The 25,568-nt window shown below is 60.9% G+C and carries 28 protein-coding genes; 12 read left to right on the forward strand and 16 right to left on the reverse strand.

Annotation, left to right across the window (positions count from 1 at the left end; translation table 11 throughout):
• Window positions 1-82: 82 nt before the first annotated feature.
• Complete coding sequence (locus P3G59_RS11835; RefSeq protein WP_277761675.1) at window positions 83-1,585, forward strand: aldehyde dehydrogenase family protein; 1,503 nt, start codon at window positions 83-85, stop codon at window positions 1,583-1,585.
• 151 nt (window positions 1,586-1,736) lie between these two features.
• Here the strand turns inward: P3G59_RS11835 and P3G59_RS11840 are convergent, their stop codons facing one another.
• The 3 genes from P3G59_RS11840 to cynS all read right to left on the reverse strand — a co-directional run bounded on the left by P3G59_RS11840 (window position 1,737) and on the right by cynS (window position 3,194).
• Window positions 1,737-2,396 carry a carbonic anhydrase gene (locus P3G59_RS11840; protein WP_277761676.1) on the reverse strand — a complete coding sequence of 220 codons (660 nt, stop codon included), beginning with the start codon at window positions 2,394-2,396 and terminating at the stop codon, window positions 1,737-1,739.
• Between the two features lie 12 nt (window positions 2,397-2,408).
• Window positions 2,409-2,645 carry a DUF2790 domain-containing protein gene (locus P3G59_RS11845; RefSeq protein WP_277761677.1) on the reverse strand — a complete coding sequence of 79 codons (237 nt, stop codon included), beginning with the start codon at window positions 2,643-2,645 and terminating at the stop codon, window positions 2,409-2,411.
• A gap of 81 nt (window positions 2,646-2,726) precedes the next feature.
• On the reverse strand, window positions 2,727-3,194 hold the full coding sequence (cynS, locus tag P3G59_RS11850) for a cyanase (RefSeq protein ID WP_277761678.1): 468 nt from the start codon (window positions 3,192-3,194) through the stop codon (window positions 2,727-2,729).
• A gap of 121 nt (window positions 3,195-3,315) precedes the next feature.
• Here cynS and cynR point away from each other — a divergent pair, with 121 nt between their 5' ends.
• Complete coding sequence (cynR, locus tag P3G59_RS11855) at window positions 3,316-4,203, forward strand: transcriptional regulator CynR (RefSeq protein WP_277761679.1); 888 nt, start codon at window positions 3,316-3,318, stop codon at window positions 4,201-4,203.
• A 272-nt stretch (window positions 4,204-4,475) separates the two neighbouring features.
• Here cynR and P3G59_RS11860 read toward each other — a convergent pair whose 3' ends face one another.
• The 4 genes from P3G59_RS11860 to P3G59_RS11875 form a co-directional block, all read right to left on the reverse strand.
• Window positions 4,476-4,805: a hypothetical protein gene (locus tag P3G59_RS11860; RefSeq protein ID WP_034152457.1), complete on the reverse strand. Its 330-nt coding sequence runs from the start codon at window positions 4,803-4,805 to the stop codon at window positions 4,476-4,478.
• Between the two features lie 175 nt (window positions 4,806-4,980).
• The gene (locus P3G59_RS11865) at window positions 4,981-5,190 is read right to left on the reverse strand and encodes a hypothetical protein (protein WP_277761680.1); all 210 of its coding nucleotides are present in this window, start codon (window positions 5,188-5,190) and stop codon (window positions 4,981-4,983) included.
• 125 nt (window positions 5,191-5,315) lie between these two features.
• Window positions 5,316-5,819 (reverse strand): GNAT family N-acetyltransferase, encoded by a 504-nt coding sequence (locus P3G59_RS11870; RefSeq protein WP_277761681.1) that lies wholly within the window; start codon window positions 5,817-5,819, stop codon window positions 5,316-5,318.
• A 48-nt stretch (window positions 5,820-5,867) separates the two neighbouring features.
• Window positions 5,868-7,811, reverse strand: coding sequence for a DNA topoisomerase III (locus P3G59_RS11875; RefSeq protein WP_277761682.1), 1,944 nt, complete (start codon window positions 7,809-7,811; stop codon window positions 5,868-5,870).
• Between the two features lie 278 nt (window positions 7,812-8,089).
• Here P3G59_RS11875 and P3G59_RS11880 point away from each other — a divergent pair, with 278 nt between their 5' ends.
• Both P3G59_RS11880 and P3G59_RS11885 read left to right on the forward strand, forming a co-directional pair.
• Window positions 8,090-9,496, forward strand: coding sequence for a serralysin family metalloprotease (locus P3G59_RS11880; protein WP_277761683.1), 1,407 nt, complete (start codon window positions 8,090-8,092; stop codon window positions 9,494-9,496).
• A gap of 294 nt (window positions 9,497-9,790) precedes the next feature.
• Complete coding sequence (locus P3G59_RS11885; protein WP_277761684.1) at window positions 9,791-10,159, forward strand: DUF427 domain-containing protein; 369 nt, start codon at window positions 9,791-9,793, stop codon at window positions 10,157-10,159.
• Window positions 10,160-10,213: 54 nt separating this feature from the next.
• On the opposite strand, the gene P3G59_RS11890 is transcribed toward P3G59_RS11885, so the two are convergent.
• Together P3G59_RS11890 and P3G59_RS11895 are read right to left on the reverse strand one after the other, a co-directional pair.
• Complete coding sequence (locus P3G59_RS11890) at window positions 10,214-11,836, reverse strand: MFS transporter (protein ID WP_277761685.1); 1,623 nt, start codon at window positions 11,834-11,836, stop codon at window positions 10,214-10,216.
• A gap of 170 nt (window positions 11,837-12,006) precedes the next feature.
• Window positions 12,007-13,653, reverse strand: a complete 1,647-nt coding sequence (locus P3G59_RS11895) for a GMC family oxidoreductase N-terminal domain-containing protein (protein WP_277761686.1) — start codon at window positions 13,651-13,653, stop codon at window positions 12,007-12,009.
• Window positions 13,654-13,786: 133 nt separating this feature from the next.
• On the opposite strand from P3G59_RS11895, the gene P3G59_RS11900 reads away from it, so the two are divergent.
• The 4 genes from P3G59_RS11900 (at window position 13,787) to arsH (ending at window position 16,349) form a co-directional block, all read left to right on the forward strand.
• Window positions 13,787-14,674 carry a LysR family transcriptional regulator gene (locus P3G59_RS11900; protein WP_277761687.1) on the forward strand — a complete coding sequence of 296 codons (888 nt, stop codon included), beginning with the start codon at window positions 13,787-13,789 and terminating at the stop codon, window positions 14,672-14,674.
• 138 nt (window positions 14,675-14,812) lie between these two features.
• Window positions 14,813-15,160, forward strand: coding sequence for a metalloregulator ArsR/SmtB family transcription factor (locus tag P3G59_RS11905; RefSeq protein ID WP_277761688.1), 348 nt, complete (start codon window positions 14,813-14,815; stop codon window positions 15,158-15,160).
• Window positions 15,161-15,173: 13 nt separating this feature from the next.
• Window positions 15,174-15,644, forward strand: coding sequence for an arsenate reductase ArsC (locus P3G59_RS11910; RefSeq protein ID WP_277761689.1), 471 nt, complete (start codon window positions 15,174-15,176; stop codon window positions 15,642-15,644).
• Between the two features lie 9 nt (window positions 15,645-15,653).
• A complete protein-coding gene (arsH, locus tag P3G59_RS11915) occupies window positions 15,654-16,349 on the forward strand; it encodes an arsenical resistance protein ArsH (RefSeq protein WP_277761690.1) in 696 nt (231 codons plus the stop codon).
• Window positions 16,350-16,377: 28 nt separating this feature from the next.
• Here arsH and P3G59_RS11920 read toward each other — a convergent pair whose 3' ends face one another.
• The 7 genes from P3G59_RS11920 to P3G59_RS11950 are packed head-to-tail and all read right to left on the reverse strand — an operon-like array spanning window position 16,378 to window position 22,720.
• Window positions 16,378-17,793, reverse strand: a complete 1,416-nt coding sequence (locus P3G59_RS11920; RefSeq protein WP_277761691.1) for an ATP-binding protein — start codon at window positions 17,791-17,793, stop codon at window positions 16,378-16,380.
• Window positions 17,790-18,452: a response regulator gene (locus P3G59_RS11925; protein ID WP_277761692.1), complete on the reverse strand. Its 663-nt coding sequence runs from the start codon at window positions 18,450-18,452 to the stop codon at window positions 17,790-17,792. Before P3G59_RS11925 ends, P3G59_RS11920 begins: the two co-directional genes overlap by 4 nt.
• 11 nt (window positions 18,453-18,463) lie before the next feature.
• Complete coding sequence (locus tag P3G59_RS11930) at window positions 18,464-19,108, reverse strand: tetratricopeptide repeat protein (RefSeq protein ID WP_277761693.1); 645 nt, start codon at window positions 19,106-19,108, stop codon at window positions 18,464-18,466.
• Window positions 19,105-19,914 (reverse strand): SDR family oxidoreductase, encoded by an 810-nt coding sequence (locus P3G59_RS11935; protein WP_277761694.1) that lies wholly within the window; start codon window positions 19,912-19,914, stop codon window positions 19,105-19,107. Before P3G59_RS11935 ends, P3G59_RS11930 begins: the two co-directional genes overlap by 4 nt.
• Window positions 19,901-20,575 carry an iron-containing redox enzyme family protein gene (locus tag P3G59_RS11940; RefSeq protein ID WP_277761695.1) on the reverse strand — a complete coding sequence of 225 codons (675 nt, stop codon included), beginning with the start codon at window positions 20,573-20,575 and terminating at the stop codon, window positions 19,901-19,903. The genes P3G59_RS11935 and P3G59_RS11940 overlap by 14 nt, the downstream gene beginning before the upstream one ends.
• Window positions 20,572-22,053 (reverse strand): AMP-binding protein, encoded by a 1,482-nt coding sequence (locus P3G59_RS11945; RefSeq protein ID WP_277761696.1) that lies wholly within the window; start codon window positions 22,051-22,053, stop codon window positions 20,572-20,574. The genes P3G59_RS11940 and P3G59_RS11945 overlap by 4 nt, the downstream gene beginning before the upstream one ends.
• Complete coding sequence (locus P3G59_RS11950; RefSeq protein ID WP_277761697.1) at window positions 22,043-22,720, reverse strand: thermostable hemolysin; 678 nt, start codon at window positions 22,718-22,720, stop codon at window positions 22,043-22,045. The genes P3G59_RS11945 and P3G59_RS11950 overlap by 11 nt, the downstream gene beginning before the upstream one ends.
• A 208-nt stretch (window positions 22,721-22,928) precedes the next feature.
• Between P3G59_RS11950 and P3G59_RS11955 the strand changes: the two genes are divergently transcribed.
• The 4 genes from P3G59_RS11955 (at window position 22,929) to P3G59_RS11970 (ending at window position 25,400) form a co-directional block, all read left to right on the forward strand.
• Window positions 22,929-23,477: a cytochrome b gene (locus tag P3G59_RS11955; RefSeq protein WP_277761698.1), complete on the forward strand. Its 549-nt coding sequence runs from the start codon at window positions 22,929-22,931 to the stop codon at window positions 23,475-23,477.
• A 198-nt stretch (window positions 23,478-23,675) separates the two neighbouring features.
• On the forward strand, window positions 23,676-24,569 hold the full coding sequence (locus tag P3G59_RS11960; protein WP_277761699.1) for a tetratricopeptide repeat protein: 894 nt from the start codon (window positions 23,676-23,678) through the stop codon (window positions 24,567-24,569).
• Window positions 24,570-24,694: 125 nt separating this feature from the next.
• Window positions 24,695-24,907, forward strand: coding sequence for a DUF4287 domain-containing protein (locus P3G59_RS11965; protein WP_277761700.1), 213 nt, complete (start codon window positions 24,695-24,697; stop codon window positions 24,905-24,907).
• Between the two features lie 13 nt (window positions 24,908-24,920).
• Entirely contained in the window at window positions 24,921-25,400 is a 480-nt protein-coding gene (locus tag P3G59_RS11970) for a GNAT family protein (protein ID WP_277761701.1), read from the forward strand.
• The last annotated feature ends 168 nt before the right edge of the window (window positions 25,401-25,568 follow it).

Consider the following 25,568-nt stretch of genomic DNA (forward strand, 5'->3'; position numbering starts at 1 on the left):
TGTCCACAAGGGTTTTGTGTTGCCTGGGGAGAGGGTGTTCCTATACATTTTCCGGCCGCCCCCTGCATGGTGAATCCGCTTCATGTCTCTTGCGCTCGAACGTCTAGTCGCTGGCACGCCGATCCCTTTCGCCGGTAACCGCGTCACCGTGGTCAGCCCCGAACTGGCTGCGCGCTTTCAGCCCGGTGACCACCTGCTGGTCGAGCAGGTCAGTGGCGAGTTGCTGCTGATCCCCGTGGCGGATCAGCAAGCGGCGTCTGTGGCGATCGAGCACGCAGCAGCAGCATTCACCGCGCTGTCGACGGTGTCCGATGAGGCGATCAGCCAGTTTTTCGACCTGTTCGCGCAACGACTGGAAACCCCCGAGTGCTGGGCGCAGATCGAAGTCGCCAACCTTGCCGACATCGAACGGGCCAAGGCGCGCGGCCGCTCCACCACCCGACTGCTCGCTGATGAGCGCATGCGCCGCGACATGATCGCCGGCCTGCGCGCCTGGCGTGATGCGGCCGCCACCCGCGGCAAAGTCATCAGCAGCGTCGAGCACGACGGCTGGAAGGTCGAGCAAGTGGTTTCGCCTCTGGGCATCGTCGCGTTTGTTTTTGAAGGTCGGCCGAACGTGTTTGCCGACGCGGCCGGTGTCTTGCGCACCGGCAACACCGCCGTGCTGCGCATCGGCAGCGATGCCTTGGGCACTGCGCAAGCTATCGTCACTCACGCCTTGAACCCGGCGCTGGCCGACGCCGGTCTGCCGCCGGGCGCGGTGTCCTTGGTGGAAAGCGTCAATCATGCCGCCGGTTGGGCGATGTTTGCTGATCGACGTTTGTCGTTGGCTGTCGCGCGCGGTTCGGGTCGTGCGGTCAGTCAGCTGGGCAGTATTGCCCAGCAGGCCGGCACCGCCGTCAGCCTGCACGGCACAGGTGGTGCGTGGTTGATCGCGGACCGTGCTGCGGACGCCACACGCTTTGCCGCCGTGGTGCGCAACTCGCTGGACCGTAAAGTGTGCAACACCCTCAACGTGTGCCTGATCCAGCGTGATCGCGCGGCGGAACTGGTGCCGTTGTTTCTCGATGCGCTGCAACAAGCCGGCATTGCGCGTGGCCAGGGCTGCAAGTTGCACATCGTCGAAGGCAGCGAAGGCTGCTTGCCGAGTGAGTGGCAGAACGCGACGGTCGAGGTCTATCGCGCCGAGGGTTATCAGACCGAAGCACTGGCTGAGCCGTTGGCGGAGTCGGCGTTGGGCCGCGAGTGGGAATGGGAAGAAACCCCGGAAGTCAGCCTGATGATCGTCGACGACCTGGATCAGGCGATTGCGCTGTTCAACCGTTACAGCCCGCAGTTCACCGTGTCGTTGATCAGCGAAGATGCGCAGGTTCAGGAGCATTTTTACAACGCAGTCAACGCGCCATTCGTGGGCAATGGCATTACCCGTTGGGTCGATGGGCAGTACGCACTGAACAAGCCGGAACTGGGCCTTTCGAACTGGGAGAGCGGGCGCTTGTTTGCGCGTAGTGCGATTCTTTCCGGTGACGGGGTGTTCACTGTTCGTAGCCGCATGACCCAACTCGACCTCACCGTAAAACGCTGATCCCGTGTAGGAGCTGCCGAAGGCTGCGATCTTTTGATCTTTGATCGTTCCCACGCTCCAGCGTGGGAACGCAGCCCGTGACGCTCCGCGTCACTGGACGCAGAGCGTCCCCGGAGGCATTCCCACGCAGAGCGTGGGAACGATCAGTTGCTCAGGCGGCTGCGGTGGCGTTTGCCTGAATTGCGCAAGTCGCCGGTTGCTCGGCCAGCGGCACAAACGTGCGGCGGTCGGCGGACAGCGCATCGATCGAACCGGTCTCGATGTCATACACCCAGCCATGCAGATTCAGCAGGCCTTTCTCCTGGGCCAGACGCACGCTCGGGTGGGTCTGAATGTTCGCCAGTTGCGCGATCACGTTCTCGCGCACCATCGAACTCAACTTCGCCGCGTCATTGGCATGCGGCCGCGACTCGTTAACCACTTTCGCCGACTCGGCATGCTGCAACCAGCCGCTGACGGCGGGCAGGTGATCCATGCATTTACACTGGGCGATCGCAGTCATCGCGCCGCAGTCAGAATGCCCGCAGATCACAATGTCGGTCACCCCAAGCACCGCCACCGCGTACTCCACCGTCGCCGAAACCCCGCCCGGATGCGGGCTGTAGGACGGCACGATATTGCCGGCATTGCGGATCACGAACAGCTCGCCGGGTTCCTGCTGGGTCAGCAGTTCCGGCACGACACGGCTGTCGGAACAGGTGATGAACAAGGTGCCGGGCTGTTGCGTGGTCGCCAGGTGTTTGAACAGTTCGGTGCGTTGCGGAAACGCTTCGTTCTGGAATTTCAGGAAGCCATCAATCAGGTTTTTCATGGTGTTGTCCTCTTAGTTCGAGCAACCGCTGCCGAATTCGCTGTATTGAAGAATGTGTTTGCGGCCGTGGCTGTCCAGATACGTCATCTCGACCGGAACCACGCCACACACATCGGCAACCGGGGTAATGCTCAGCACCTGGGTGATATCCAGTTGCATGCCGTAGCGGTAGGCGACGGCCTCGTCAGCGGCAAATGCCGGGACGGAAAAACCGCCGAGCAGGGCCAGAATCAACAGAATTTTTTGCATGGGGCAGCCTCCAGATGCGGTTGGTGACGGGTAGCCATAGGAGAGGGGTTGGCCCGCACGCAGGCTGCGGGCCGGAGCGGATCAGAACGGACGCAGAGGTAGGAACTTGCCGTCGAGGGTGACCACGGCGCGGGAGCCGCCTTCCGGGTCTTCGACTTTCTTGATGTCGAGTTTGAAGTTGATCGCGCTGATGATGCCGTCGCCGAACTGTTCGTGAACCAAGGCTTTGAGGGTGGTGCCGTAAATCTGGATCATCTCGTGGAAGCGGTAGATGGTCGGGTCGGTCGGCACACCGCTGAGGCTGCCACGCAGCGGGATGATCTGCATCGCCGCGACGTCTTCAACCGACAGTTCAAGCTTGTCGCCAACCACTTGGGCGGCGGTTTCCGGCAGCGGGTGCTGGCCGAGCAGGGCGGCGGTCACGAAAGCCAGGCTCAGGCCGGTGCCGTCGGCAAGATCCTGCCACGACAGATCTTTGCGTGCCTTGGCATCGAGAACGCGGGTGGTCAGGGCCAGGCTGGTGTCGTTGTAGGCGTGGGACTGTTGCATGGTGTCACTCCTTTCAGGGATTGGCTTGCTGTGTGGGATTGATCTTCTGCCGATTCATCCATAGCGTCCAAGACCGATATACAATGCCTTACATAAGCCCTGCCTATAGATGGTGTTTCCCATGCTGCTGCGACATTTGCGTTATTTGCTGGCCGTTGCCGATCACGGCGGCTTCACCCGTGCCGCCGAGGCACTGCACGTGTCGCAGCCGACCCTGTCGCAACAGATCCGCCAACTGGAAGAAACCCTTGGGGTGAACCTGTTTGATCGCACCTCGCGTACGGTCAAACCGACGGACGCCGGCGCGGCCTACATCGAATGCGCGCGACGGGTGCTGGTGGAGCTGGAGGCGGGCAAGCGCGCATTGCATGACGTGAAGGATCTGTCTCGCGGGAGGTTGCGCCTGGCGATGACGCCGACGTTCATGGCGTATCTGGTCGGGCCGTTGGTGCGTGACTTTGCCGCGCGCTATCCGGGGATTCATTTGCAGATTTTCGAGCTGTCGATGGATGACATCGAGGCGGGGTTGGCGGATGACTCGCTGGATATCGCGATTGCGTTTACGCCGGTGCGCAGTCCTGATATCGAGTGTATTCCGGCGTTTACCGAGACGTTGGGGATCATGGTCGGGCGCGAGCATCCGCTGTATGACAGCAACTCGGTACTGACGCCGGGTGATATCGCTTCGCTGGACTTTGCCTTGTTGGCGCCGGACTTCATCACGCGGTTATCGGTGGACGAGTATTTCCGCCAACACGGGATTACGCCGCAGGTGCGGATCGAGGTGAATTCGGTCAGCACCTTGCTGGAAGTGGTGCGTCATGCGCCGCTGGCGACGATGCTGCCGCAGGCGATTGCGACGCAGGATCGCGCGTTGCGCAGGCTACGAGTAGAGAGTGAAGCGCCGCAGCGTGGGGCGGCGGTGTTGCGGCGGCGCAATAATTATCACAGTGCGGCGGCGGTGGCGTTTGTGGAATTGGTGTTGGGCATGGGAAGCCCCTCAACCTAACCCTCCCGAAACGTCGGACCGCCCGGAGGGAGAGGGGACTGACCGAGGGATATTGGAGTAATACGCCGACCTGAGAGTGTTTTGCTGAATCCATATTCAGCTCGGTGTTCCGGGTTGACGGATGGCTTGAGATCACTCGGTCGGCTCCCTCTCCCTCGGGAGAGGGCTGGGGTGAGGGGCTACAATTCCAGTCACGCCAAATCAATGCAAGCGAACAAAAAAAGGCCTGCTTCCTTTAAGGAAGCAGGCCTTTCAATTATTTAATTACTAACTCAGCAGAACCGATCAATCACCCGAACTTCGTTGTTGTTCTGCATCGAATCCCACGCCTGTTTCAGCGTTTGCAGAACATTACCGATGAAGTCCTTGTCGGCCGCGGCTTTCTTGCCAACATAACCGTGGCCGCGGCGGTACATCTTCAGGCGGGCCAGCAGGTTCTGATGGTTGCGGTCGAACTCTTCTTCGCCAGCATGAGGCGCCAGGCAGTCAATATGCACCTGCCCCGACTTGCTGATCCACAGAATATGGCTGTCGTGGCTGTCTTTCTGCGCAGCGAACATACGAGCCAGTTCTTCGATAGTAGGTTGATTGTTCAGATTCATAATGTTGCCCCTTGACCAGTCTGGTGATCTTTCAAAGTTGATTCGCTAATACAGGTAGCCCATCGGTTAGTTGATCCCTGGCACCGAAACCAGGACGTCAGCGCTCGCCCGTGTGAAGTACGGGGTCGTGCATCTGTTGCATGTAGTCGTGTTGAATAACTGCTACGCAATAGCGTCACAACGAGGAGAAGCAGCGAAAACCGGGAGGCTCCTTGACGACCTTTACAGTGTCGACCACAAGCATCTTGAGAATTTTCGCCAGCGCTTCTCGTCCTTGTACTGGACGTTCAGGCCAGGTCAGCTTCTTCAATCTGCCTTGTGGGCAGCGTGTATCCGGAAAAAACAACTCGGCGGTCAGACGAGTTTGCTCAAGCGTGTTACCCATGTTCCCGATCGGGGAACGTCTTCATCATGCAAAAGCAAAACGACGCCGTCAACGGTTTTGTAGTGATTATTTTTGAGCACTACATATTGTCGGACAAAGCTGTTTTGGAATGAGAAAGAATCCGTTCAGGCAACGGAAAACGGCGTGCGCAGGCGGTAGAACGTGCACGGATAGCCGTCCACTTCGCGCTGCTGGCGGGTGAAGTCGCCGCCGCTCAATTCAGGGATGAGCCCGGCCCAGAAGCGTTGCGCAGGCAGGTTGGCGTCGATGTGGAAAATTTGCCATTGACCGCCGATCCGGCTCAAGAGGGCAGAGATGACAAACTGCGCGACGCCTTGGCCACGAAAGCGCCGGGCGATGAAGAAATTACCGATGTTATGGTCGGCTCCGGCGATATGGATTTCGCTATCGACGGTGACGAAACCGGCAAGTTCGCCGTCGACGCGAATCAGGAACGGTCGAGTGGCCGGTTGGCGCCAGTAGTCGGTTTTCGGCTGTATGGAGAAGAAACCGTGATCAGCCAGCTTCAGCGGCAGCCATTCGCTGAAGTCATACATGTAGAACTGCATGAGGTTTTCGATGATCTCCAGTTCATCGCGCGGGGCGGAGTGCAGTTCGATATTGGCCATGCGCCGGGTTCCTGAAAGTGATGAGCCTTGCAGAAACAGTAGCGGGTTTTATTTGGCAGCTGGTTTCGCCGTGCGTTTGGTGGTGCCTGTGGTTTTGCTGCGCGTCGATTTACGTTTCTTCTTCCACGGTGCCGCCGCTTTACCGGCCGGTGGCGGGCCGCTGATGGTCAGGTTGAGGCTGGAACAGCGCGTCACTTGCTTGCTCATCCACGCCGCTTGTTTGGTGACGAATTCTTCCAGACTCATTTCGCCGCTTTGCACCATGTCCAGCGCCTGCTCCCAGATCGCCGTGGTGCCGGGATCGGCAATCGCGCGGGGCACCGCATCGATCAGGCTGAACGCGGCCGGGGTGGCGGCGAGGGCCTTGCCGTTTTTCACCAGATAGCCACGATCCAGCAACCCCTGAATGATCGACGCGCGGGTGGCCTCGGTGCCGATCCCGGTGGTGTCCTTGAGCTTCTGTTTGAGCAGCGGATCTTCCACCAGTTTGGCGACGTTTTTCATCGCCTTGATCAGATCGCCCTCGGTGTAAGGTTTGGGCGGTTGCGTCCATAGATCCTTGAGCTTCACAGCGGCGATGGCGCATTCGACACCCTGGCTCAGGGCCGGCAAGGTTTGCGGCGCGGGTGCTTCGCGGCCCTTGGCCGGTGCCAGTGCCTCGGGCAGTGCGCGTTTCCAGCCCGGCTCGATGATCTGCTTGCCGACCGCACGCAAGGCTTCGCCGGCGCAATCGAAATCGGCCTGGGTGCGATCGTATTCATGATTGGGCAGGAACTGCGCCAGATAGCGTGCGCGGATCAGCGTGTACACCGAGCGGTGCTTGCCGCTCAAGCGATCAAGGTTCTTCGCCGCAGCGGTGGGGATAATGCCGTGGTGAGCGCTGACCTTGGCATCGTTCCATGCCCGGGATTTGCGTTGCGGCTCCAGAAACCCGTTGAGCGCCTCAAGGCCCGGATCGGCCTGCCGCAATGCCGCAAGAATCCCCGGCGCCTCGCTGTGCTGGCTTAGCGGCAGGTAGCCGCAATCGCTGCGTGGGTAGGTGATGACCTTGTAGGTTTCGTAGAGCGCCTGGGCGATGTCGAGGGTTTCCTGCGCGCCGAGGCCGAGTTTCTTCGAGCAGACTTCCTGCAAGGTGCCGAGATCGAAGGGCAGGGGCGCCACTTCGCGCATGCGCTCGGTTTTCAGCTTGACCACCCGGGCACTGGCAGCGCCGCTGATCGCCGCCGCCGCTTGCTGGGCCAGCGCCTGATTGAGGCAGCGTTCCTGATCATCACAGGCATCCGACGGCGCGCGCCATTGCGCGGTAAACGGGATGCCGTTGTGCAGCAAATCGACGTCGATCGCCCAGAATGGCACCGGCACGAAATCGGCGATGCTGCGATCGCGATCGACCACCAGCCGCAAGGTTGGCGTCTGTACGCGGCCGACCGGCAACACGCCTTGATAACCCGATTGACGTCCCAGCAGCGTAAACAGCCGGCTCATGTTCATGCCGATCAGCCAATCCGCCCGCGAACGGCCCAGCGCCGAGTGATACAGGCTGAACGTCTCGGCCCCCGGTTTCAGGGCGGCCAGGGCCTTGCGGATCGAGGCTTCGTCCAGCGCCGACAGCCACAATCGGCGGATCGGCCCGCGATAACGACAATGCTCGACCAGTTCCCGGGCGATCATCTCGCCCTCACGGTCGGCGTCGGTGGCGATGATCAGTTCGCTGGCTTCGCCAAGCAGGCGCTTGACCGCTTTGTACTGGCTGGCCGTGCGCGGTTTGACGGTCATTTTCCACTTGTCCGGGATGATCGGCAGATCGGCCAGCACCCAGCGCTTGTAGCGTGCGTCGTAGGCATCCGGTGGCGCGGTTTCGAGCAAGTGGCCGATGCACCAGGTCACCGTGACGTCCGTTCCCAGCCAGCAGCCGTCGCCCCGACGCCTGGCGCCGAGCACGGCCGCAATGTCTTTGGCCTGGGAGGGTTTTTCACAGAGGTACAGCCGCATAACCACCATCGTCGATCAAGGTCGGAACAGGTGCACAGAATGGCCGGACTTGGCCTCAGGGGCAACTTTTATCTGTATGGATATACAGATAAAAAACATTACAGCACGTGACGGGTAATACCGGGACGCAGGCCCGGCTATCGAGAAATTGATTAGCGCCCGGTTGGCGCGTGTGTCAGGTTTTTCGCCGATTCAAAACACGCGAGTGACAGGACGATCTCGCCAGAAGATCGCCGTGGTCTGTCGACACTGACTACTCAGAAACAAGGAAGTCCACCATGGCTCAAGCCAAATCCAACACCACCAGCGCCTTCGATCAAGTCGATACCTTCAGCCACCTGTATGACCGTGGCGTCGGGCTGGTCAACGGCAAACCTTCATTCACTGCCGATCAGGCCGCTGACGAAATCCTGCGCAAAGGCCTGTCGTGGGGCGACAAGAACGCTGATGGCAAGATCGACCTCAGCTATACCTTCCTGACCGAGAAACCGGCGAACTACAACGTCAAACTGGGCAACTTCAGCGAGTTCAGCGCCCAGCAAAAGGCGCAAGCCGTGCTGGCCATGCAGTCCTGGGCTGACGTCGCCAACGTCACGTTCACTGAAGGCAAGGGTGGCGATGGCCACATGACCTTCGGCAACTACGATGTCAGCACCGGAGGCGCGGCATTCGCTTACCTGCCGAGCGGCGGCGGTTATGACGGCCAGTCGTGGTATCTGATCAACGATCAGTATCAAGTCAACAAAACCCCGGACACCAACAATTACGGGCGCCAGACGTTGACCCACGAGATCGGCCACACCCTCGGCCTGTCGCACCCGGGCGCCTACAACGCCGGCAACGGCAACCCGACCTACAACGACGCAAAATATGCCGAAGACACTCGCGGCTACAGCCTGATGAGCTACTGGAGCGAAGCCAACACCGAGCAGAACTTCAGCAAGGACGGCAGTGGTGCGTACGCTTCGGCGCCATTGCTGGATGACATCGTCGCGGTGCAGAAACTGTATGGCGCCAACTACGCGACCCGCGCCGATGACACCACGTACGGGTTCAACTCCAACGCCGAGCGCGATTTCTACAGCGCCACTTCGGCGTCCTCCAAAGTCGTTTTCTCGGTGTGGGATGGCGGCGGTAATGACACGCTGGACTTCTCCGGCTTCAGCCAGAACCAGAAGATAAACCTCAATGAAGGCTCGTTCTCCGATGTCGGCGGCTTGGTCGGCAACGTCTCCATCGCTCACGGCGTGACCGTGGAAAATGCCATCGGCGGTTCAGGCAATGACCTGCTGATCGGCAACGCCGTTGCCAACGAACTGGTCGGCGGTGCCGGTAATGACATCATTTACGGTGGTGGCGGTGGCGATACCTTGTGGGGCGGTGCAGGCGCAGACACCTTTGTATTTGGCGCTGCCAGCGACTCGACCATGACCGCGCCGGACTGGATCATGGATTTCACCAGCGGCCTGGACAAGATCGACCTGTCGGGGATCGCCGGTTTCGCCACGGGCGCGGCGTCGCTGAACTTTGTTAGCGGTTTCACCGGGCATGCGGGCGACGCGATCCTGACCTACTTCGCGCAAACCGATCAGACCAGCCTGATGGTTGATCTGACGGGGCAGGGTTCGGTGGACTTTGCTGTGGGTGTGGTGGGGCAAGCGGTGGCGACTGATATTGTTGCGTGATGCCTGAAAGCGGCCCTCACCCTAACCCTCTCCCAGTGGGAGAGGGGACCGATTGGGGGATATTGGCGAAATTCACCGACTTGAACGATTGGCTTTGAATCCATAATCGACTCGATTTTTCAGGTCGATGGATTTCGCCAGACAACTCGGTCAGTTCCCTCTCCCTCCGGGAGAGGGCTGGGGTGAGGGGCCTTTGAGTTTAAAGAGCAGGGCCGTTCGGCTGTAAACCCACCCCAACCAGAACCGATGGGCTATACCTGAACCGGTCTCTTCGCCGTCTTCAGGAGAAGCCCCATGAAAAGCCCCGGACCCAGCCCCGTCATTGCTCTCGAACAACTTCCCGGCTGCCTGATAGTGAAATTTCACGGCATCCAGGTCGCCGCATCCTCCCACGTATTGATCCTCAACGAAGCCAACTACCCGCCGGTCTATTACGTCCCTCGCGAAGACATCGATGAAAAGTACTTCGCCCGCACCGATCACACCAGTTATTGCCCGTACAAGGGCGACGCTAACTACTTCAGCCTGCAAGTGCCGGGGCATGAAGGGGGGAATGCAGTGTGGACTTACGAGAATCCGAAAGTGTCAGTGGCGCCGATCCGCGACTATGTGGCGTTTTATCCGGATCAGGTGAAGTTTGAGGTGATCAAGGCAGATGCCTGAGCAAAAAAACGGCGAGGGTAATAGCCCTCGCCGATTGATTTGTCTGCTTGAGTTTCAGTTCTTGTCGAGATCGATATTCTTCGTCTCACGCAAACAGATCATCCCCACCACCAGGCTCACCCCAGTAATCAGCACCGGGTACCACAGCCCGTAAAAGATGTCCCCGGTGTACACCACCAGGGCAAACGACACCGTCGGCAGGAACCCGCCAAACCAGCCGTTGCCGATGTGGTACGGCAGCGACATCGAGGTGTAGCGAATGCGTGTCGGGAACAGTTCGACCATCAGCGCTGCCAACGGGCCGTAGCACATGGCCGAGATGATGATCAGCGCCACGATCAGAGCGACGATCATCGGTTTGTTGATCTGCTGCAAGTCGGCCTGTTGCGGGTAGCCGGCCAGGGTAATCGCACCGCGCAGTGCGGCCTCGTCGAAGCCATCGAGTTTGACGTCGCCGACGCTCACTTGCACGGCGCTGCCCGCCGGAGCGGCGGCGCTGGAGTAGGGCAGGCCTTGCTTGACCAGGAAGGTTTTGACCTTGTCGCACGGGCTGTCGAATTTGGCTTTGCCCACCGGGTCGAACTGGAAGGTGCAGGTCGCCGGATCCGCCAGTACGGTGATCGGCGCCTGACGGCTGGCCTGATCGATCGCCGGGTTGGCGTAGTGGGCGAGGGATTTGAAGATCGGAAAGTACAGCGCCGTGGCCAGCAGCAAGCCAAGCATCAGCACCGGTTTGCGCCCGACCTTGTCCGACAGCCAGCCGAAAATGATGAAGAAGGGTGCGCCGATGACCACGCTGATGATCAGCAAGGTGTTGGCCACCGCCGGGTCCATTTTCAGGAACTGGGTGAGGAAGAACAGCACGTAGAACTGCGCCGCGTAGAAGGTCACCGCTTGCCCGGCGTTGATGCTGAACAGGGCGATCAGCACGACTTTGAGGTTTTCCCATTTGCCGAAGGATTCGCGGATCGGTGCTTTCGAGGTTTTGCCTTCCTCTTTCATTTTCAGATAGGCCGGCGACTCGTGCAGGCTCAGGCGGATCCAGGTGGAAATGCCCAGCAGGACGATCGACAGCAGGAACGGAATGCGCCAGCCCCAGACTTCAAACTGATCGCCGGTGAAGTAGCGGCAACCGAGCACCACCAGCAGCGACAGCAACAGACCGAGGGTGGCTGTGGACTGAATCCAGCTGGTGTGGAAGCCGCGTTTGCCAATCGGTGCATGCTCGGCCACGTAGGTCGCCGCGCCGCCGTATTCACCGCCAAGCGCCAGGCCCTGAAGCATGCGCAGCACCACCAGAATGATCGGCGCGGCGATGCCGATGCTGGCGTAGGTCGGCAGCAGACCGACGCAGAACGTCGCCACGCCCATCAGGATGATTGTTGCGAGAAAGGTGTATTTGCGCCCGATCATGTCCCCCAACCGACCGAACACCAGCGCCCCGAACGGCCGCACGATAAAGCCTGCGGCGAAGGCCATCAGGGCAAAGATGAACGCTGTGGTGTCGTTGACCCCGGCGAAAAACTGTTTGCTGATCACCGCCGCGAGGGCGCCGTAAAGGAAGAAGTCATACCACTCGAACACCGTCCCCAGTGATGAAGCGAAAATGACTTTTTGCGTGGCATTGCTGGTCTCGGCGCTGCTCGCAGCGCCCAGCGGCTGAGCGTGTTCTGACATATCGGTATCCCTCACAGTGATTGTTTTTGTTGTTCCACTGGTGTTGCGTGTCCGGGTGATGCCTTGAATCAAACGCGGTTCCTTGTAGGAGCTGCCGCAGGCTGCGATCTTTTGATCTTGCTTTTGATCTGGAACATCCAAAGTCAAAAGATCGCAGCCTTCGGCAGCTCCTACAGAGTTTGGGCCAGCTCCAATTTCGGGGTGCTGCTCCTGGTGTTGGGGTTGAGGATCAACTGAGCAGCCTTCTCGGCAATCATCAGCGTAGGCGAACAGGTGTTGCCCGAGGTGATGCGCGGCATGATCGACGCATCGGCAATCCGCAAACCGGGCACGCCGTGCACACGCAGCTGTGCGTCGACCACCGCATCGCCGTCATTGCCCATGCGGCAAGTGCCGACCGGATGGAAAATTGTGGTGCCGATCTTCGCCGCCGCTTCGTGCAACTGCTCTTCGCTTTGCAGACTGTCGCCTGGCAGATACTCGACCGGTTTAAACGCTTGCAGGGCAGGGGCGCTGACGATGCGCCGGGTCAGACGAATCGCATCTGCCGCTACCCGTAAATCTTCAGGATGGCTGAGGTAGTTGGGTTGAATCAGCGGCGCTTCCTGCGGATCCGCCGAACGAATCTCGATGCGTCCACGACTCTGCGGACGCAGATCGCACACCGACGCGGTAAAGGCCGGAAAGCTGTGCAACGGCTCGCCAAAGCGCTCCAGCGACAGGGGCTGCACGTGGTACTCAAGGTTCGCCGAAGTCTGCTCCGGCCCTGAGCGCGCAAACGCGCCCAACTGACTGGGCGCCATCGACAGCGGCCCGCTGCGGTCATACAGATAACGCAGGCCCATGCCCATCTTGCCCCACACGCTGCCGGCGATCTGGTTCAGCGTGCGGGCGTTTTCCAGTTTGTAGATCAGGCGCAGTTGCAGGTGATCCTGCAGGTTGCCGCCGACGCCCGGCAACTCATGAATCACGCCGATGCCCAAACGTTCGAGCAGCGGACGCGGGCCAATCCCGGAGCGCTGCAGAATGCTCGGCGAGCCGACCGCGCCGGCGCACAGGACGATCTCCTTGCGCGCCTTGAACTGTTTGCTCTGGCCTTCATGCCGCGCGCTGACTTTTGATGCACGGCCGTCCTCGAGCAACACCCGATCCACCTCAACCCCGGTCAGCACCGTCAGATTCGCCCGGTCACGCACCGGTTTCAAAAACGCCTTCGCCGCGTTCCAGCGCACGCCGGCTTTCTGATTGACCTGGAAGTAGCCGCAGCCCTCGTTGTCGCCCCGATTGAAGTCGTCGATGCTGGCGATGCCGCTCTGCTCGGCGGCACTGCGAAACGCATCCAGAATCGGCCACGACAGGCGCTGCTGCTCGACCCGCCATTCACCTTTGGCGCCGTGGAACTCAGCAGCACCGGCAAAGTGGTTTTCGCTTTGTTTGAACAGCGGTAGCACATCGTTCCAGGCCCAGCCCGGATTGCCCTCGGCCGCCCAGCCATCGTAGTCGTTGGCCTGGCCGCGCATGTAGATCATGCCGTTGATGGACGAACAGCCACCCAACACTTTGCCGCGCGGATAGCTCAGCGCGCGGCCGTTGAGGCCCGGTTGTTCTTCGGTCTTGAAGCACCAGTCGGTACGCGGGTTACCGATGCAGAACAGGTAACCGACAGGAATGTGAATCCACGCATAGTTGTCGCGCCCGCCGGCTTCGAGCAACAGCACGCGCTGCTGCGGATCCGCTGACAGCCGATTGGCCAGCAAGCACCCGGCAGGGCCGGCGCCGACCACGATGTAGTCGTATTCATCGAGGGAAGTCTGCATTCCCTGACCTCGCTTTTTGTTTTTATTGTCGGACACTCTAGTTGTTAGCTTTCGTCAAAAGAATGTTAGTTTTTGCGCAGCCGCTGTGCGTTTTTAAACAGCCTGCATAGACCATAGCCGACAAGGACAACCCATGTTCGACTGGAACGACCTGCGGTTTTTTCTCGAGCTGCAACGCAGCGGCCGCCTGCTCACCGCCGCCCGCCGTCTCAACACCACCCACGCCACCGTCGCTCGCCACATCGAAGCCATCGAAAAAAGCCTCGGCACCGCGCTGTTCGTCCAGCACGCGCAAGGCTATGAAATGACCCCGGCGGGGGAGGCGCTGCTTAAACATGCTGAGGCGATGGAAAACGTTGCGTTGCTGGCGCAGGAAGAGATCACCCAATCCACCGCGCCGCTGGGCAAGATCCGTGTCGGCGTCACCGAAGGGCTGGGCATCAAGTTTCTTGCCAGTCGCATGATCGGGCTGTTCGAGCGTTACCCGGGGCTGGAAGTGGAACTGGTCGCGGTGCCGCGCTTTGTCAGCATCCTCAATCGTGAGGCGGAAATCAGCATTCATCTGGAGCAGCCGGCGGCGGACATGCTGGTGACGCGCAAACTCACGGATTATCGCCTCGCGTTGTACGCCAGCCAACGCTATCTCGATAAAGCCCCGCCACTGCACAGCCGCGAAGACCTTGGGCGGCATGCATGGATCGGTTATGTGGACGATTTGCTGTTCAGCCAGGAATTGATGTTTCTCAACAGCTTCTGCCGCAGCCCTCGGGTTGTATTCCGTAGCACCAGCGTCATCGCTCAGCAGGAAGCGGCGCGGTCGGGATTGGGCATTGCGGTGCTGCCTTGCTACATGGCCGAGTCGGATCCGCAACTGGTGCCGTTGCTGACGGATGAAAGTATCGAGCGCAGTTACTGGATCAGCACGCGGCGCGAGCTGCATAAGTCGGTGCGGCTGCGGGTGGTCTGGGATTATGTGGTGGGGTTGTGTGAAGCGGAGCAGGGGTTGTTGCTTAACCTTTGAGATCAAAAGATCGCAGCCTTCGGCAGCTCCTACACCGATTTCTGTAGGAGCTGCCGAAGGCTGCGATCTTTTGATCTTGTTTGACCGTATATATGGATATACGTATATTCGAATTTCCGTATGTATTGAGTCCGTTCCATGATCACCCCCACCGAAGTCTTCAAGAGCCTCGCCGACGAAACCCGCGTCCGCGCCATGCTGCTCATCGCCGAACAAGGTGAACTCTGCGTCTGCGAGCTGATGTGCGCACTCGGCGACAGCCAACCGAAAATCAGCCGCCATCTCGCGCAACTGCGCAGCAATGGCCTGCTGCTCGATCGGCGTCAGGGCCAATGGGTCTATTACCGTCTCAACCCGGATCTGCCGACGTGGGTGCGCGAAATCCTGCAAGTGACGTCCAAGGCCAACGCCGATTGGCTCAAGGACAACGCCGCCCGCCTGCAAAACATGAATGGCCGCCCGGTTCGCGAAGCCGCCTGCTGCTGAGAGAGAAAAAACCATGCGAATTCTGTTCATGTGCACGGCCAACAGCTGCCGCAGCATCCTTTCTGAAGCCATGTTCAATCACCTGGCGCCTGCCGGATTCGAAGCGGTGAGTGCCGGCAGTTTCCCCAAAGGTCAGGTGCTGCCGCGCAGCCTGTCGACGCTGCAGCAGGCCGGCATTGCCATTGATGGTTTGCACAGCAAAGGCAACGACGCCTTCGCAAGCAACCCGCCAGACATCGTCATCACCGTGTGCGACAAAGCCGCTGGCGAGACTTGCCCGGTGTATTTCGGCCCGGCGCTGAAATCCCACTGGGGGCTGGAAGATCCGTCCGAAGTGAAGGGCGACGAAGCCACTGTCGACGCGGCCTTTCACGCGACCCTTATGCGCATCGGCCAACGCTGTCAGGCCTTCCTCGATCTGCCTTTCCACTCGCTCAGCCGCGATCAACTCAAGGCTGAGCTCGACCGAATCGGCACGCTTTAAGGAGGATGTATGTCCGAACTGCCCAACCTCGATCTCAATCTGTTCGATAACGCCGAACCCTCGCAACCGGACGCGCACAAACCGCGCATCCTGCTGCTCTACGGCTCGACCCGCGAACGCTCGTTCAGCCGTTTGCTGGTAGAGGAGGCCGCGCGCCTGCTCGAACACTTCGGCGCCGAAACGCGCACCTTCAACCCGTCCGGTCTGCCACTGCCCGACGACGTTCCCGTTGATCACCCCAAGGTGCAGGAACTGCGCGATCTGGTGCTGTGGTCGGAAGGGCAGGTGTGGTGCTCGCCGGAACGGCACGGCGCAATGTCTGCCGTGTTCAAGGCGCAGATCGACTGGATCCCGCTGGAACTTGGCGCGGTACGCCCGACTCAGGGCAAGACCCTGGCGGTGATGCAGGTCTGCGGCGGTTCGCAGTCGTTCAACGTGGTCAACCAGTTGCGCGTCCTGGGCCGCTGGATGCGCATGTTCACCATCCCCAATCAATCCTCGGTGCCGAAGGCCTACATGGAATTCGACGATGCCGGGCGGATGAAGCCGTCGCCGTTTTATGATCGCGTGGTGGATGTGATGGAGGAGTTGGTGAAGTTCACCGTGCTGCTGCGTGATCAACAGGCGCATCTGGTCGACCGTTACTCCGAGCGCAAGGAAAGCGCCGGGCAGTTGATGGCGCGGGTCAACCAACGCTCGATTTGAGGCCGTGCCTCGACGAGGGGCGGTGGACTCAACTCTGCGACGGCTCGCGGGTGCTGCGTTGCCCGGCGGTGCGCGGTTGCCCGTCAGGAATCGACAACGTCGCGCGCAGGCCGCCTTCAGCGCGGTTGACCAAGGTGATTCGTCCGCCCAACTGCGTGGCGATGGTGTTGACGATGGTCAGCCCCAGCCCCGCACCCTGGGCATTGCCGCGACTGTAGAAGCGCTCGAACAACCGCGCCCGGTCCGCTTCATCGATGCCCGGTCCTTGATCGTCGACGCTCAAGTGATAGAAACCCTCGTCCTGGCTGAGCAGCACGGTGATCACGCCGTGCTCGGGGGAGAAGTTGGCGGCATTGGTGATCAGGTTGTTCAGGGCGATGTCGATGGTGTCGGGGCTGGCCATGATGTTGAACGGCTGTGCGCTGTCTTCGAAGGCCAGCTCCAGGTGTTTGCTCAGCAACCAAGGCGTCAGTTGCACCAGGCTATTGCGCACGGTTTCGCTGAGGTCGATGCGTTGCAGCGGCGGCGGATTGGGTTTCGGCTCCAGGCGCGCCATGGTCAGCAACTGGTTGACCAGGCGACTGGTGCGGTCGACCCCGGCGATCAGAAACGCCAGCGATTCGCGGCGCTCCTGCTCGGTGCCGGCCTCCTGCAGGTTTTGCGCATGCACCCGCAGCACCGCCAGCGGCGTGCGCATTTCGTGGGCGGCATCGGCGATAAAACGCCGTTCACGGCCAAGCACTTCCTGGATCTGCGCGAGCATGCGATTAAGCGCCGCCTGCATCGGTTCCAGCTCACTGGGCAGCGGCGCCAGTTGCAAGGGTTCCAGCGAACCGCTGTGACGGGCGCGCAGGGTCTCGGCCATGTTCGCCAAGGGCTTGAGACCCCAGCCGATGGCCAGCCAGACCATCGCCGCCAGCAGCAAGCTGCCGACCACGTTCGGCCACAGCGTGTGGCGGACGATGCGGTCGACCAGATCGGCGCGCACATCGTCGCGCTCACCGACCCAGATGCGCAGGTTGTTTTGCGGGTCTTCGAGGAGAAAGGCGCGCCAGTGACGACTGTTCAGATCCACCACATCGCTGAAGCCGGGCTGCGTCGGCGGCGCCTTGAAGGACGGTGCGCTGGCGGTGTGCACCAACACATCACCGGCAGGATTCCACACCTGAAAGGCAATTTTGCGTTCGTAAGGATGACCGTCGCCACGCGGCACCGCTTCGCCCAGCGCCGAGTTGAATGCCTGGTACAGTTCGGCGTGCTGTTTGCTGGCCAGTGGCATGCGCATCACGCCTTGCAACAGACGCGCGTTCTGCGCCAGTTGCGCGTCGTAGACCTCGGCGATTTCGTGGTTGCTGTCATGCAGGTTGAAGGTGCTGAGTACCGCGAGGCCGGCCAGCAACAGGCCGATGATCAGGGTCAGCGTGCGGCGGCGGATCGAGGTCATCGACGCTCCTCCACCAGATAACCGACACCGCGAATGGTGCGGATCAGGTCGGTGGAAAATTTCTTGCGCAGATGGTGGATGTGCACCTCGAGGGTGTTGCTTTCGGCTTCTTCGTTCCAGCCGTAAAGCAGTTGCATCAGTTGATCGCGGGTCATCACCCGACCCGGCGGTGACAGCAGTTCGTGCAGCAACTGATATTCCTTGGGCGTCAGGGCCACGGGCTGGCCCTGATAGCTGACTTGCTGGGTGCCGGGGTTGAGGCTGATGCCGGCGTGTTCGATCAACGCGTGGGCGCGCCCGGCACTGCGGCGCAACAAGGCGCGCAAGCGTGCCTTGAGCTCGTCCAGATCGAACGGTTTGATCAGGTAGTCGTCGGCCCCGGCGTCGAGCCCGGCGATGCGGTCCTCGGTGGCATCGCGAGCGGTAAGAATCAGCACCGGCAGATTCGAACCGCTGTCACGCAGGCGGCGCAGCACTTGCAGGCCGTCCATGCGCGGCAGACCGAGATCCAGCACGGCGACATCGAAGGTTTCGCTGAGCAGCGCATGCAACGCGCTGCTGCCGTCCTTGAGCCAGTCGACGGTGTAACCCTCGCGGCCCAGCGCCTGATGAATGCCTTCACCCAGCGCCACGTCATCCTCAACCAGTAATAAACGCACGCGGACTCCTGTCAGTCGAGTTTCTTGTTCACGTCCACCAGCAGGGCGGCGATCTCTTTGCGGCGCCCGGCATCGGCACTTTCGCGGCCCGGGCGCGGCGCGGCTTGCTGGGCTTTGAGCAGCGCAGCTTTGGCTTCAGCGTAGCGCTTCTGACGGTAGAGGTGATCGCCCCAGAAGTACAGGCTGTCGATGCCATCGGGGTTGAGTTGCAAGGCTTGCTTGAGCAGTTGCTCGGCCTTGTCGCTGTCGCCGAAACCGATGGGCCAGCCGGGCACACGGTCATACAGCGCGGCGAGGCTGGTGTAGGCCGAGCCTTGCAGGGCTTTGGGGTCGAGGCTCAGGGATTTCTCCAGGTCGGCCTTGGTGTCCTTGGCTTTGCCCAAGGCTCCGAGGCCGCCTTCGGCACCGGCCCAACTGCTGGTGACGATGCCTTTCCAGATCCACGCTTCGGCCACCGCCGGGCGCTGCGTGGTGAACGCGTTGGCCTCGCTGGCCAATTGCTCGAATGCGGCGGCGCGCTGTTTTTCCGCCACTTCATATTGGATGTGCGCCCAGCTCTGCTGGATGCCTTCGAGACGTTTCTGGTCGGCCGGTTCCAACGCCCAGACGCTTTGACTCAGGACGGCGAGCAACAGGCATGCGGATAGTTTTTTCATGGCTTTGGCGACTCGTTGTCAGGTTTTTCACTGAGGCGGCGGATCAGCGGCAACTGCTTGCGCAGGCCTCGATCGACCAGATGCGGCAGCAGGTTGTTCAGGCGGACGAAGAAGCGTTCCGGCCAGCCCAGATAGAGGTCGCGGCGATCACCTGCTATCGCATGGATCACCGCCGAAGCCACGGTTTGCGGATCGTCGACGTTGGCCTTGAGTGCATCGTTCAACGCTTGCGCGGCGGCGCTGTTCATCGAGGTACGCGTGGCGCGGGGCGCGACGTACAGCACGCTGACGCGAGTGTCGGCGAGCTCGCGGCGCAACGCCTCGGAAAACCCGCGCAAAGCGAATTTGCTCGCGCAATAACTGGCGTAACCGGGGTAGCCGATCGAGCCATAGGTCGAGCCGACGTTGACCACCATCGCGCTGTCGGCCTGCTTGAGCAACGGCAACAGCAGTTTGGTCAGGCACATCGGCGCACTGATGTTCACTGCAAGCATCGCGTTGATGTCGCTGTCATCCAGCTGTTCGAGCATGGCGAAGTGATTGACCCCGGCGGCGTTGATCAGCAAGTTGATGCCGCCGATGGCTTCGGCGGCGACCAACACTTTGCGCCGGTCGCTGAGGAAGGTCAGGTCAGCGCCGACCCAGCACAACGACTCGGGGTAGCGCTTGAGCAGCGGCGCCAGTGCCTCCTGATGCCGCGCTACCGCCAGCACATGGGCACCAGCGGCGCACAAGGTTTCGGCGATGGCCAGGCCGATGCCGCCACTGGCGCCGGTCAGCACCACCCGCGCCTCACGCAGCTGCATGTTGAGCCTCCGCGTCACGCGGCAAGCCACGGAACATGTCGGTGTACAGGCGATAAACGACCTTCGAGGCATGGATCACGGCGGCTTGATCGGCAGGATCTTCCAACTGATTCATCAGGTGCCGATAGGTTTGCATGTGCTCGATGTCGAGCGAACCGTGGGAGCTCAGGTAACTGAACGCGGTTTCCGGCAACGCCAGGCGCTCGCGAATGCTGCCCGCCGCGTGGGTGGCCAGGGCGATGCTGGTGCCTTCGAGCACGTTGACCATGCCGAACAGACCCACCGGATTGCCCCGGGCGATCAGGTCGTAAAGGAAGCTGACCATCAACTCGATCGACAACGACGGCTGCCCGTCGCGCACCGCATCGTGATCACCGCCACACGCGGCGATGTCGTTGAGCACCCAGTGCTCGTGGCCGTATTCGTCTTCGATGTACTCGGCTACCGCTTTGCGCAGCCATTCCAGACGCGTCGGCAGGCGTGCGCCGCAGGCCATCATCAGCGGCACGGTATGGCGCACGTGGTAATACGCCTGGGCGAGAAACGCCCGATAACTGTCGAGGCTGACCTTGCCTTGCAGGGCATCGAGGATGATCGGCAGGTTGAACAGTTCGTGGCGTTCCTGTTGCGTGGCTTCTTGCAGGGTGTCAAAAAAACTCATGATGCGGACTCCTCGGAAACAGCGGATTCGGTCAATTGCGCGTGGTACTGCGCGACGATGGCGTCGCGGCGCGGGCGGCCGTTGGCGGTGAGCAAGCCATTGGCGGCGGTGAACGGTTGTGGCAGTCGCGTCCACTGATGCACCTGGGCGTAATCGGGCAAGGCCTCGTTGGCTTCGGCGACGGCAGCGGCCAGTTCGGCGTCGGTGCAGTCCGGGCGATGCGGCCAGAGCAGGGCGTGATTGCGCGGCAAGGCCTCGCCGTAAACGAACGCCTGAGCGATATGGCGGCGCTGGGTCAGCTCGGACTCGACCCATTCCGGGTTGACGTTGCGCCCGAAACTGGTGACGAACTGGTGCTTCTCGCGGCCCTTGAGATAAAGAAAACCTTCCGGGTCAAACTCACCCAGATCGCCGCTCGGCCACCACTCATCAGCGTACGGCGCGTCGCCCAGATAACCGAGCAACGTCGAGCCCTTGATCAGCACTTCGCCGTCCTCGGCCAGGCGCACTTCGACATGCGGCAACGGTCGGCCGACGCTGCCGGGGCGGCGCGCACCAGGGCGATTGAGGCACACCACCGAGGCGCATTCGGACAAGCCGTAACCTTCATAAACCGGCAGCCCGAGCCGTTGCGCGCGGTGCAGCAGATCCGCCGACACCCGCGCACCGCCGACAGCGGCAAAGCGAAGAGTTTGCGGGTCGAAGGCTTTCTGCTCGGCGGCGCTGACCAGTAACAGCAGCAACTGCGGCACCAGGATCAGACTCTCCGGCGCACGGCTGGCCAGATAACCGAGCAGGCGCGGAATCTCGACACCGCTGGCGCCCTGAATGCCGAGGGTTTTCTGGCTCGGCAAACTGAGCATCGCGCCGGCATACAGCGCGGCGTAACAGCCGAGGTTCTCCAGCAAGATCGCCAACGGCAACAGCGCCAGATGATGCTGCGGGCCTGTCGCTTCGCTGGCTTGATGCAGCTCCCGTGCAACCCGCAGCAGGCTGTCGGCGCTCAGGCACACACCTTTCGGCGTGCCGGTGGTGCCGGACGTGAAGGTGAGTTTTGCCGTGCCGGCCGGCATACGACTGGGGCCACTGAACGAGCGGCACCAGAACTCGCCGCGTTGTTCATAGCCGGCCGCGAGCAGTTCGGCGCCCAGCTCCGGCTCGGCGATCACTCGTTCGGCCTGGCTCTGTTCCAGACAGTGGGCACGTTGCGCCGCACTGAAAAACGGCGGCAGGGTCACGCAAGTCAGGCCTTCGAACAGCACGGCCAGATCCCAGAGCATCGCGTCGACGCCGTTGTCCAGCGCCAGCGCAATCACCTGCGCTTGCTCATCGCGCAAGCGCTCCTGGCGATACAGCACCTCGGCGTACACCGTGGCGTAATCGAGTTTCAGCGTGTCGCCCCACAGGGCGGTCGCGTTGTCATTGCGCCGGGCATGGTCGCGCAGGGTTTCCTGGAAGCGTTGCAGTTCAAGCGACATGGCAGGCTCCTTCAATCGAACTCGGCAAACCCAGGCGGGTAAACAGGCCGATATTGCGCAAATGGATGAACCCGGCGCGGATGTTGCCGACGTGCACCCAAGGTTTACTTTCGTAATAACTGCCCCAGTGTTGACGCTCGTCACCCAATCGATCCGGATCAGCGGCGCACAATGTCACTGGCTTCAAACCCAGGCGATGGAAGCTGTTGACCAGGCCGATGTTGCCGGTGAACGTCACCCATTCCAGGCCGCCCATGGCCAGCAGGTAGGTGATAGCGATGATGCTCAGGCGCGCACTGCCGGTGTCGCTGGCGGCGAGGTTGCCGACTTCGACGATGGCGCTGCGCTCGACCGGACGATTCGCCGCCGCGCTGATCAACGGTTCGATTGGCTCATCCAGATAGCGCTCGAGAAACAGTGGCTGCAGATGCGCGCGACGCACCCCGGCCACGGCACACAACTCGCCATCGCCGTTGTGCATGCCGAACAGCTCGGGCATGAAGTGGCGAATATCGGCACCATGGGCCTTGCGAAAACGTTGCTGAATGAAGGCTTCGAACGGCTCTCGCAGGGCATCGTCGGGCAGGGCACCGGTCAACGTCATCTGCGGCGTCTCGGCTTGACCGAAGCGCAGGGGCAGGGGGATGTTCCAGTCGAAATCGGGCATGGGCAGAACGCCTCCCTCAATGGTTTGAGGCGAGTATCGGAGGCATTTCTTAACGAAGTCTGAAGGTGAAAAAAGGTTAATCTGACGCTCTGTCTTCAGACTCTCTTAAGACTGGGCGGGCAGGGTAACGCCGTCGGTTCGCCCGGCAACCGGATCGAGACGGTCGAACGAATCGGCCGCCATTCACGACTATCACGAGGCGCAGCTTATGACCCGCGACACCGCCGTAACCCGTTATGGAAAACTCTCAATCACCCTGCACTGGCTGATGCTGGCGCTGTTCGTCGGCGTCTACGCCTGCGTCGAAATCAAGGGCTACATGCCCAAGGGCAGCGAAGCGCGCGGCTTGCTGATGGGCTTCCACGGCCTGTTCGGCGCGAGCATCTTCGCCCTGGTATGGATCCGCCTGCTCGGCCGCCTCAGTCCACGCCCGCCGATCACGCCCAAGCCACCGGCGTGGCAGACCGGCATCGCGCACCTGACACACCTGGCGCTGTACGGCCTGATGATCGCCACCCCAATCCTCGCCTGGCTGATGCTCGCCGCCGCCGACAAACCGTTCCCGTACTTCGGCTTCCACGTCCCGGCACCCGTGGCCATCGACCCGGACTTCGCCAAGCAACTGAAGTACTGGCATGAACTGATTGGCAGCACCGGTTACTGGCTGATCGGGCTGCATGCGCTGGCGGGGTTGTTTCACCATTATTGGGTGCGGGATAACACCCTCGTTCGCATGCTGCCGGGGCGTACGGAATAACCCTGATCCACTACAACCCCTGTGGGAGCGAGCCTGCTCGCGAAAGCGGTGTGTCAGCCTATGATGACGTTGGCTGACACGGCCTCTTCGCGAGCAGGCTCGCTCCCACAGTTTTTTGTGGTGTGTTCGAGTAACCGACACCTCAGGTTTTGCGCCTGCCTGCCGATGAAATCTGCACGATTTCAACGGATGCCATTCATGAACAAGGTTGTTGCTGTACTGGCGCTTACTGCCCTCGTTGCAGGCTGCAAATCCCACCATCGCCCCAATCTTGCGAACGATGAATTCCCCAGCTTTCGTTGTGCGGCGTACTTCAAGCAAGCGTCGATCAGCGAGCAGCAGTTCGACGACATCCGCTATCTCAGCACCCAGAACACCAACTGCAAGGTGATCCTCGGTGAGATGTACGAGCAGGGACATGGCGTGCCGAAAGATATCGAGAAGGCCAAAGACATCTATGAGGCGGTGGCCCGACGTGCGCCGAATGTCTACAGCCGCCTGGGCGATATGGCGGCAGCCGGTGTCGGCGGGCCGGTCGATCTGGTGGCTGCCCGGGACTTTTATGAGCGCTCTATCGCGGAGCCCGGCAATACCGCAATGGAGCTCAAAGTCGCCGAGTTTCTGGAGAACGGCAAAGGCGGCCCGCAAGACCTTCAGGGGGCGCTGAAGCTGTATTTCAAAGCCGACTCATGGGACAACCTCCAACGCCTGCGCACCAAAGGCGTGGTGATGACGATCGAACAACAACAGCAGTACAACAAGGTTTATCTCAACCGGATGCAGTACGGCGTCAGGGCGAAGATTGAAGATATCGAGAAAGCGCTGGCGCAAGAAAAGCTGTCGACCCCCGAGCGCAAGTCGGTGCAGCTGGAACTGACTTACACCCCCGGCTCGTTGATGCCAGCAATCGCCTTGCGGCAAAGTTGCGGTAACAGTGCCATCGACCAAAAAGTCATGCAGGGCTTTAGCGATTACCGATACCCCGGCGAACCGATCCTTTCGCCGGAGCAGAAAAACCACACAACTGTCGCCAGCGTCAGGACCGATGGGCTGACCGATAGAGAGCGACTCAGAGCGCTATCGAAAAAATAACGGGTGCCGTGTGGCCCGAACTGATCGGCGGGCCACTTGCCGGAACAGCGTCTCGCGTCCACTCTATGACCTGCCGACAAGGAGCGTCCGCCGACCCTCCGTCGGGACCACAGGGAGTTTGCAACATGAGCGAAGACAACAAGGTAAAAGGCCCGGCGTCGTACTTTCCCTCCATCGAGAAAAAATACGGTCAGCCCATCGATCACTGGCTGAACCTGCTCGCCGGCCTCGCCGACAAGAAACACATGGAACTGGTGGCGTGGCTCAAGGAGGAACACGGCATGGGCCACGGCCATGCCAACGCCTTGGTTGCGCATCATCTGGCGGGTAAAAAGTGAGGGCAGGGCAGCGATGAATTTCACCCACCGGCCAGTGACGGCCGACGACGTCAACACCCTCTGCAGCTTTCCCCAAGGTGAACAAGAGCTGTTCTTCATGTTCCCGAAAGCCAACTTCCCGCTGACGGAAGAGCAGATGCACAGCGCGATCAGCCAGCGTTTCGACTCCACGGTGTTCCTGGCCAACGGCGAATTCGTCGGCTTCGCCAACTTCTACCGCGCTGAGCACGATGGCATCTGCTGCATCGGCAACGTCATCGTCGCGCCCTACGCCCGTGGCCAAGGTGTTGCGCAATACATCGTCGAAACCATGACCGCACTGGGTTTCGAAAAATACCAGGCCAAGGAAGTGCAACTGTCCTGCTTCAATGAAAACACCGCAGGCCTGCTGCTCTACCCAAAACTCGGCTTCGTGCCGTTCTCCATCGAAGAGCGCCCGGCGCCGGGTGGCAAACGTTCAGCGTTGATCAACATGACACGCCACCGACCCTAACCATCCCCCAATCCCTGTGGGAGCCGGGCTTGCCCGCGATGATGCCAGCCGGCCACTGCGAACCCCGAGCCCAACACAAAACCTGTGGGAGCGAGCCTGCTCGCGAAGACGTCAGCCCAGCCACCCCAAATCCCAAGCCAGACTCAATCCCCTGTAGGAGTGAGCCTG

Source organism: Pseudomonas sp. A34-9 (genome assembly GCF_029543085.1).
Lineage (GTDB): Bacteria > Pseudomonadota > Gammaproteobacteria > Pseudomonadales > Pseudomonadaceae > Aquipseudomonas.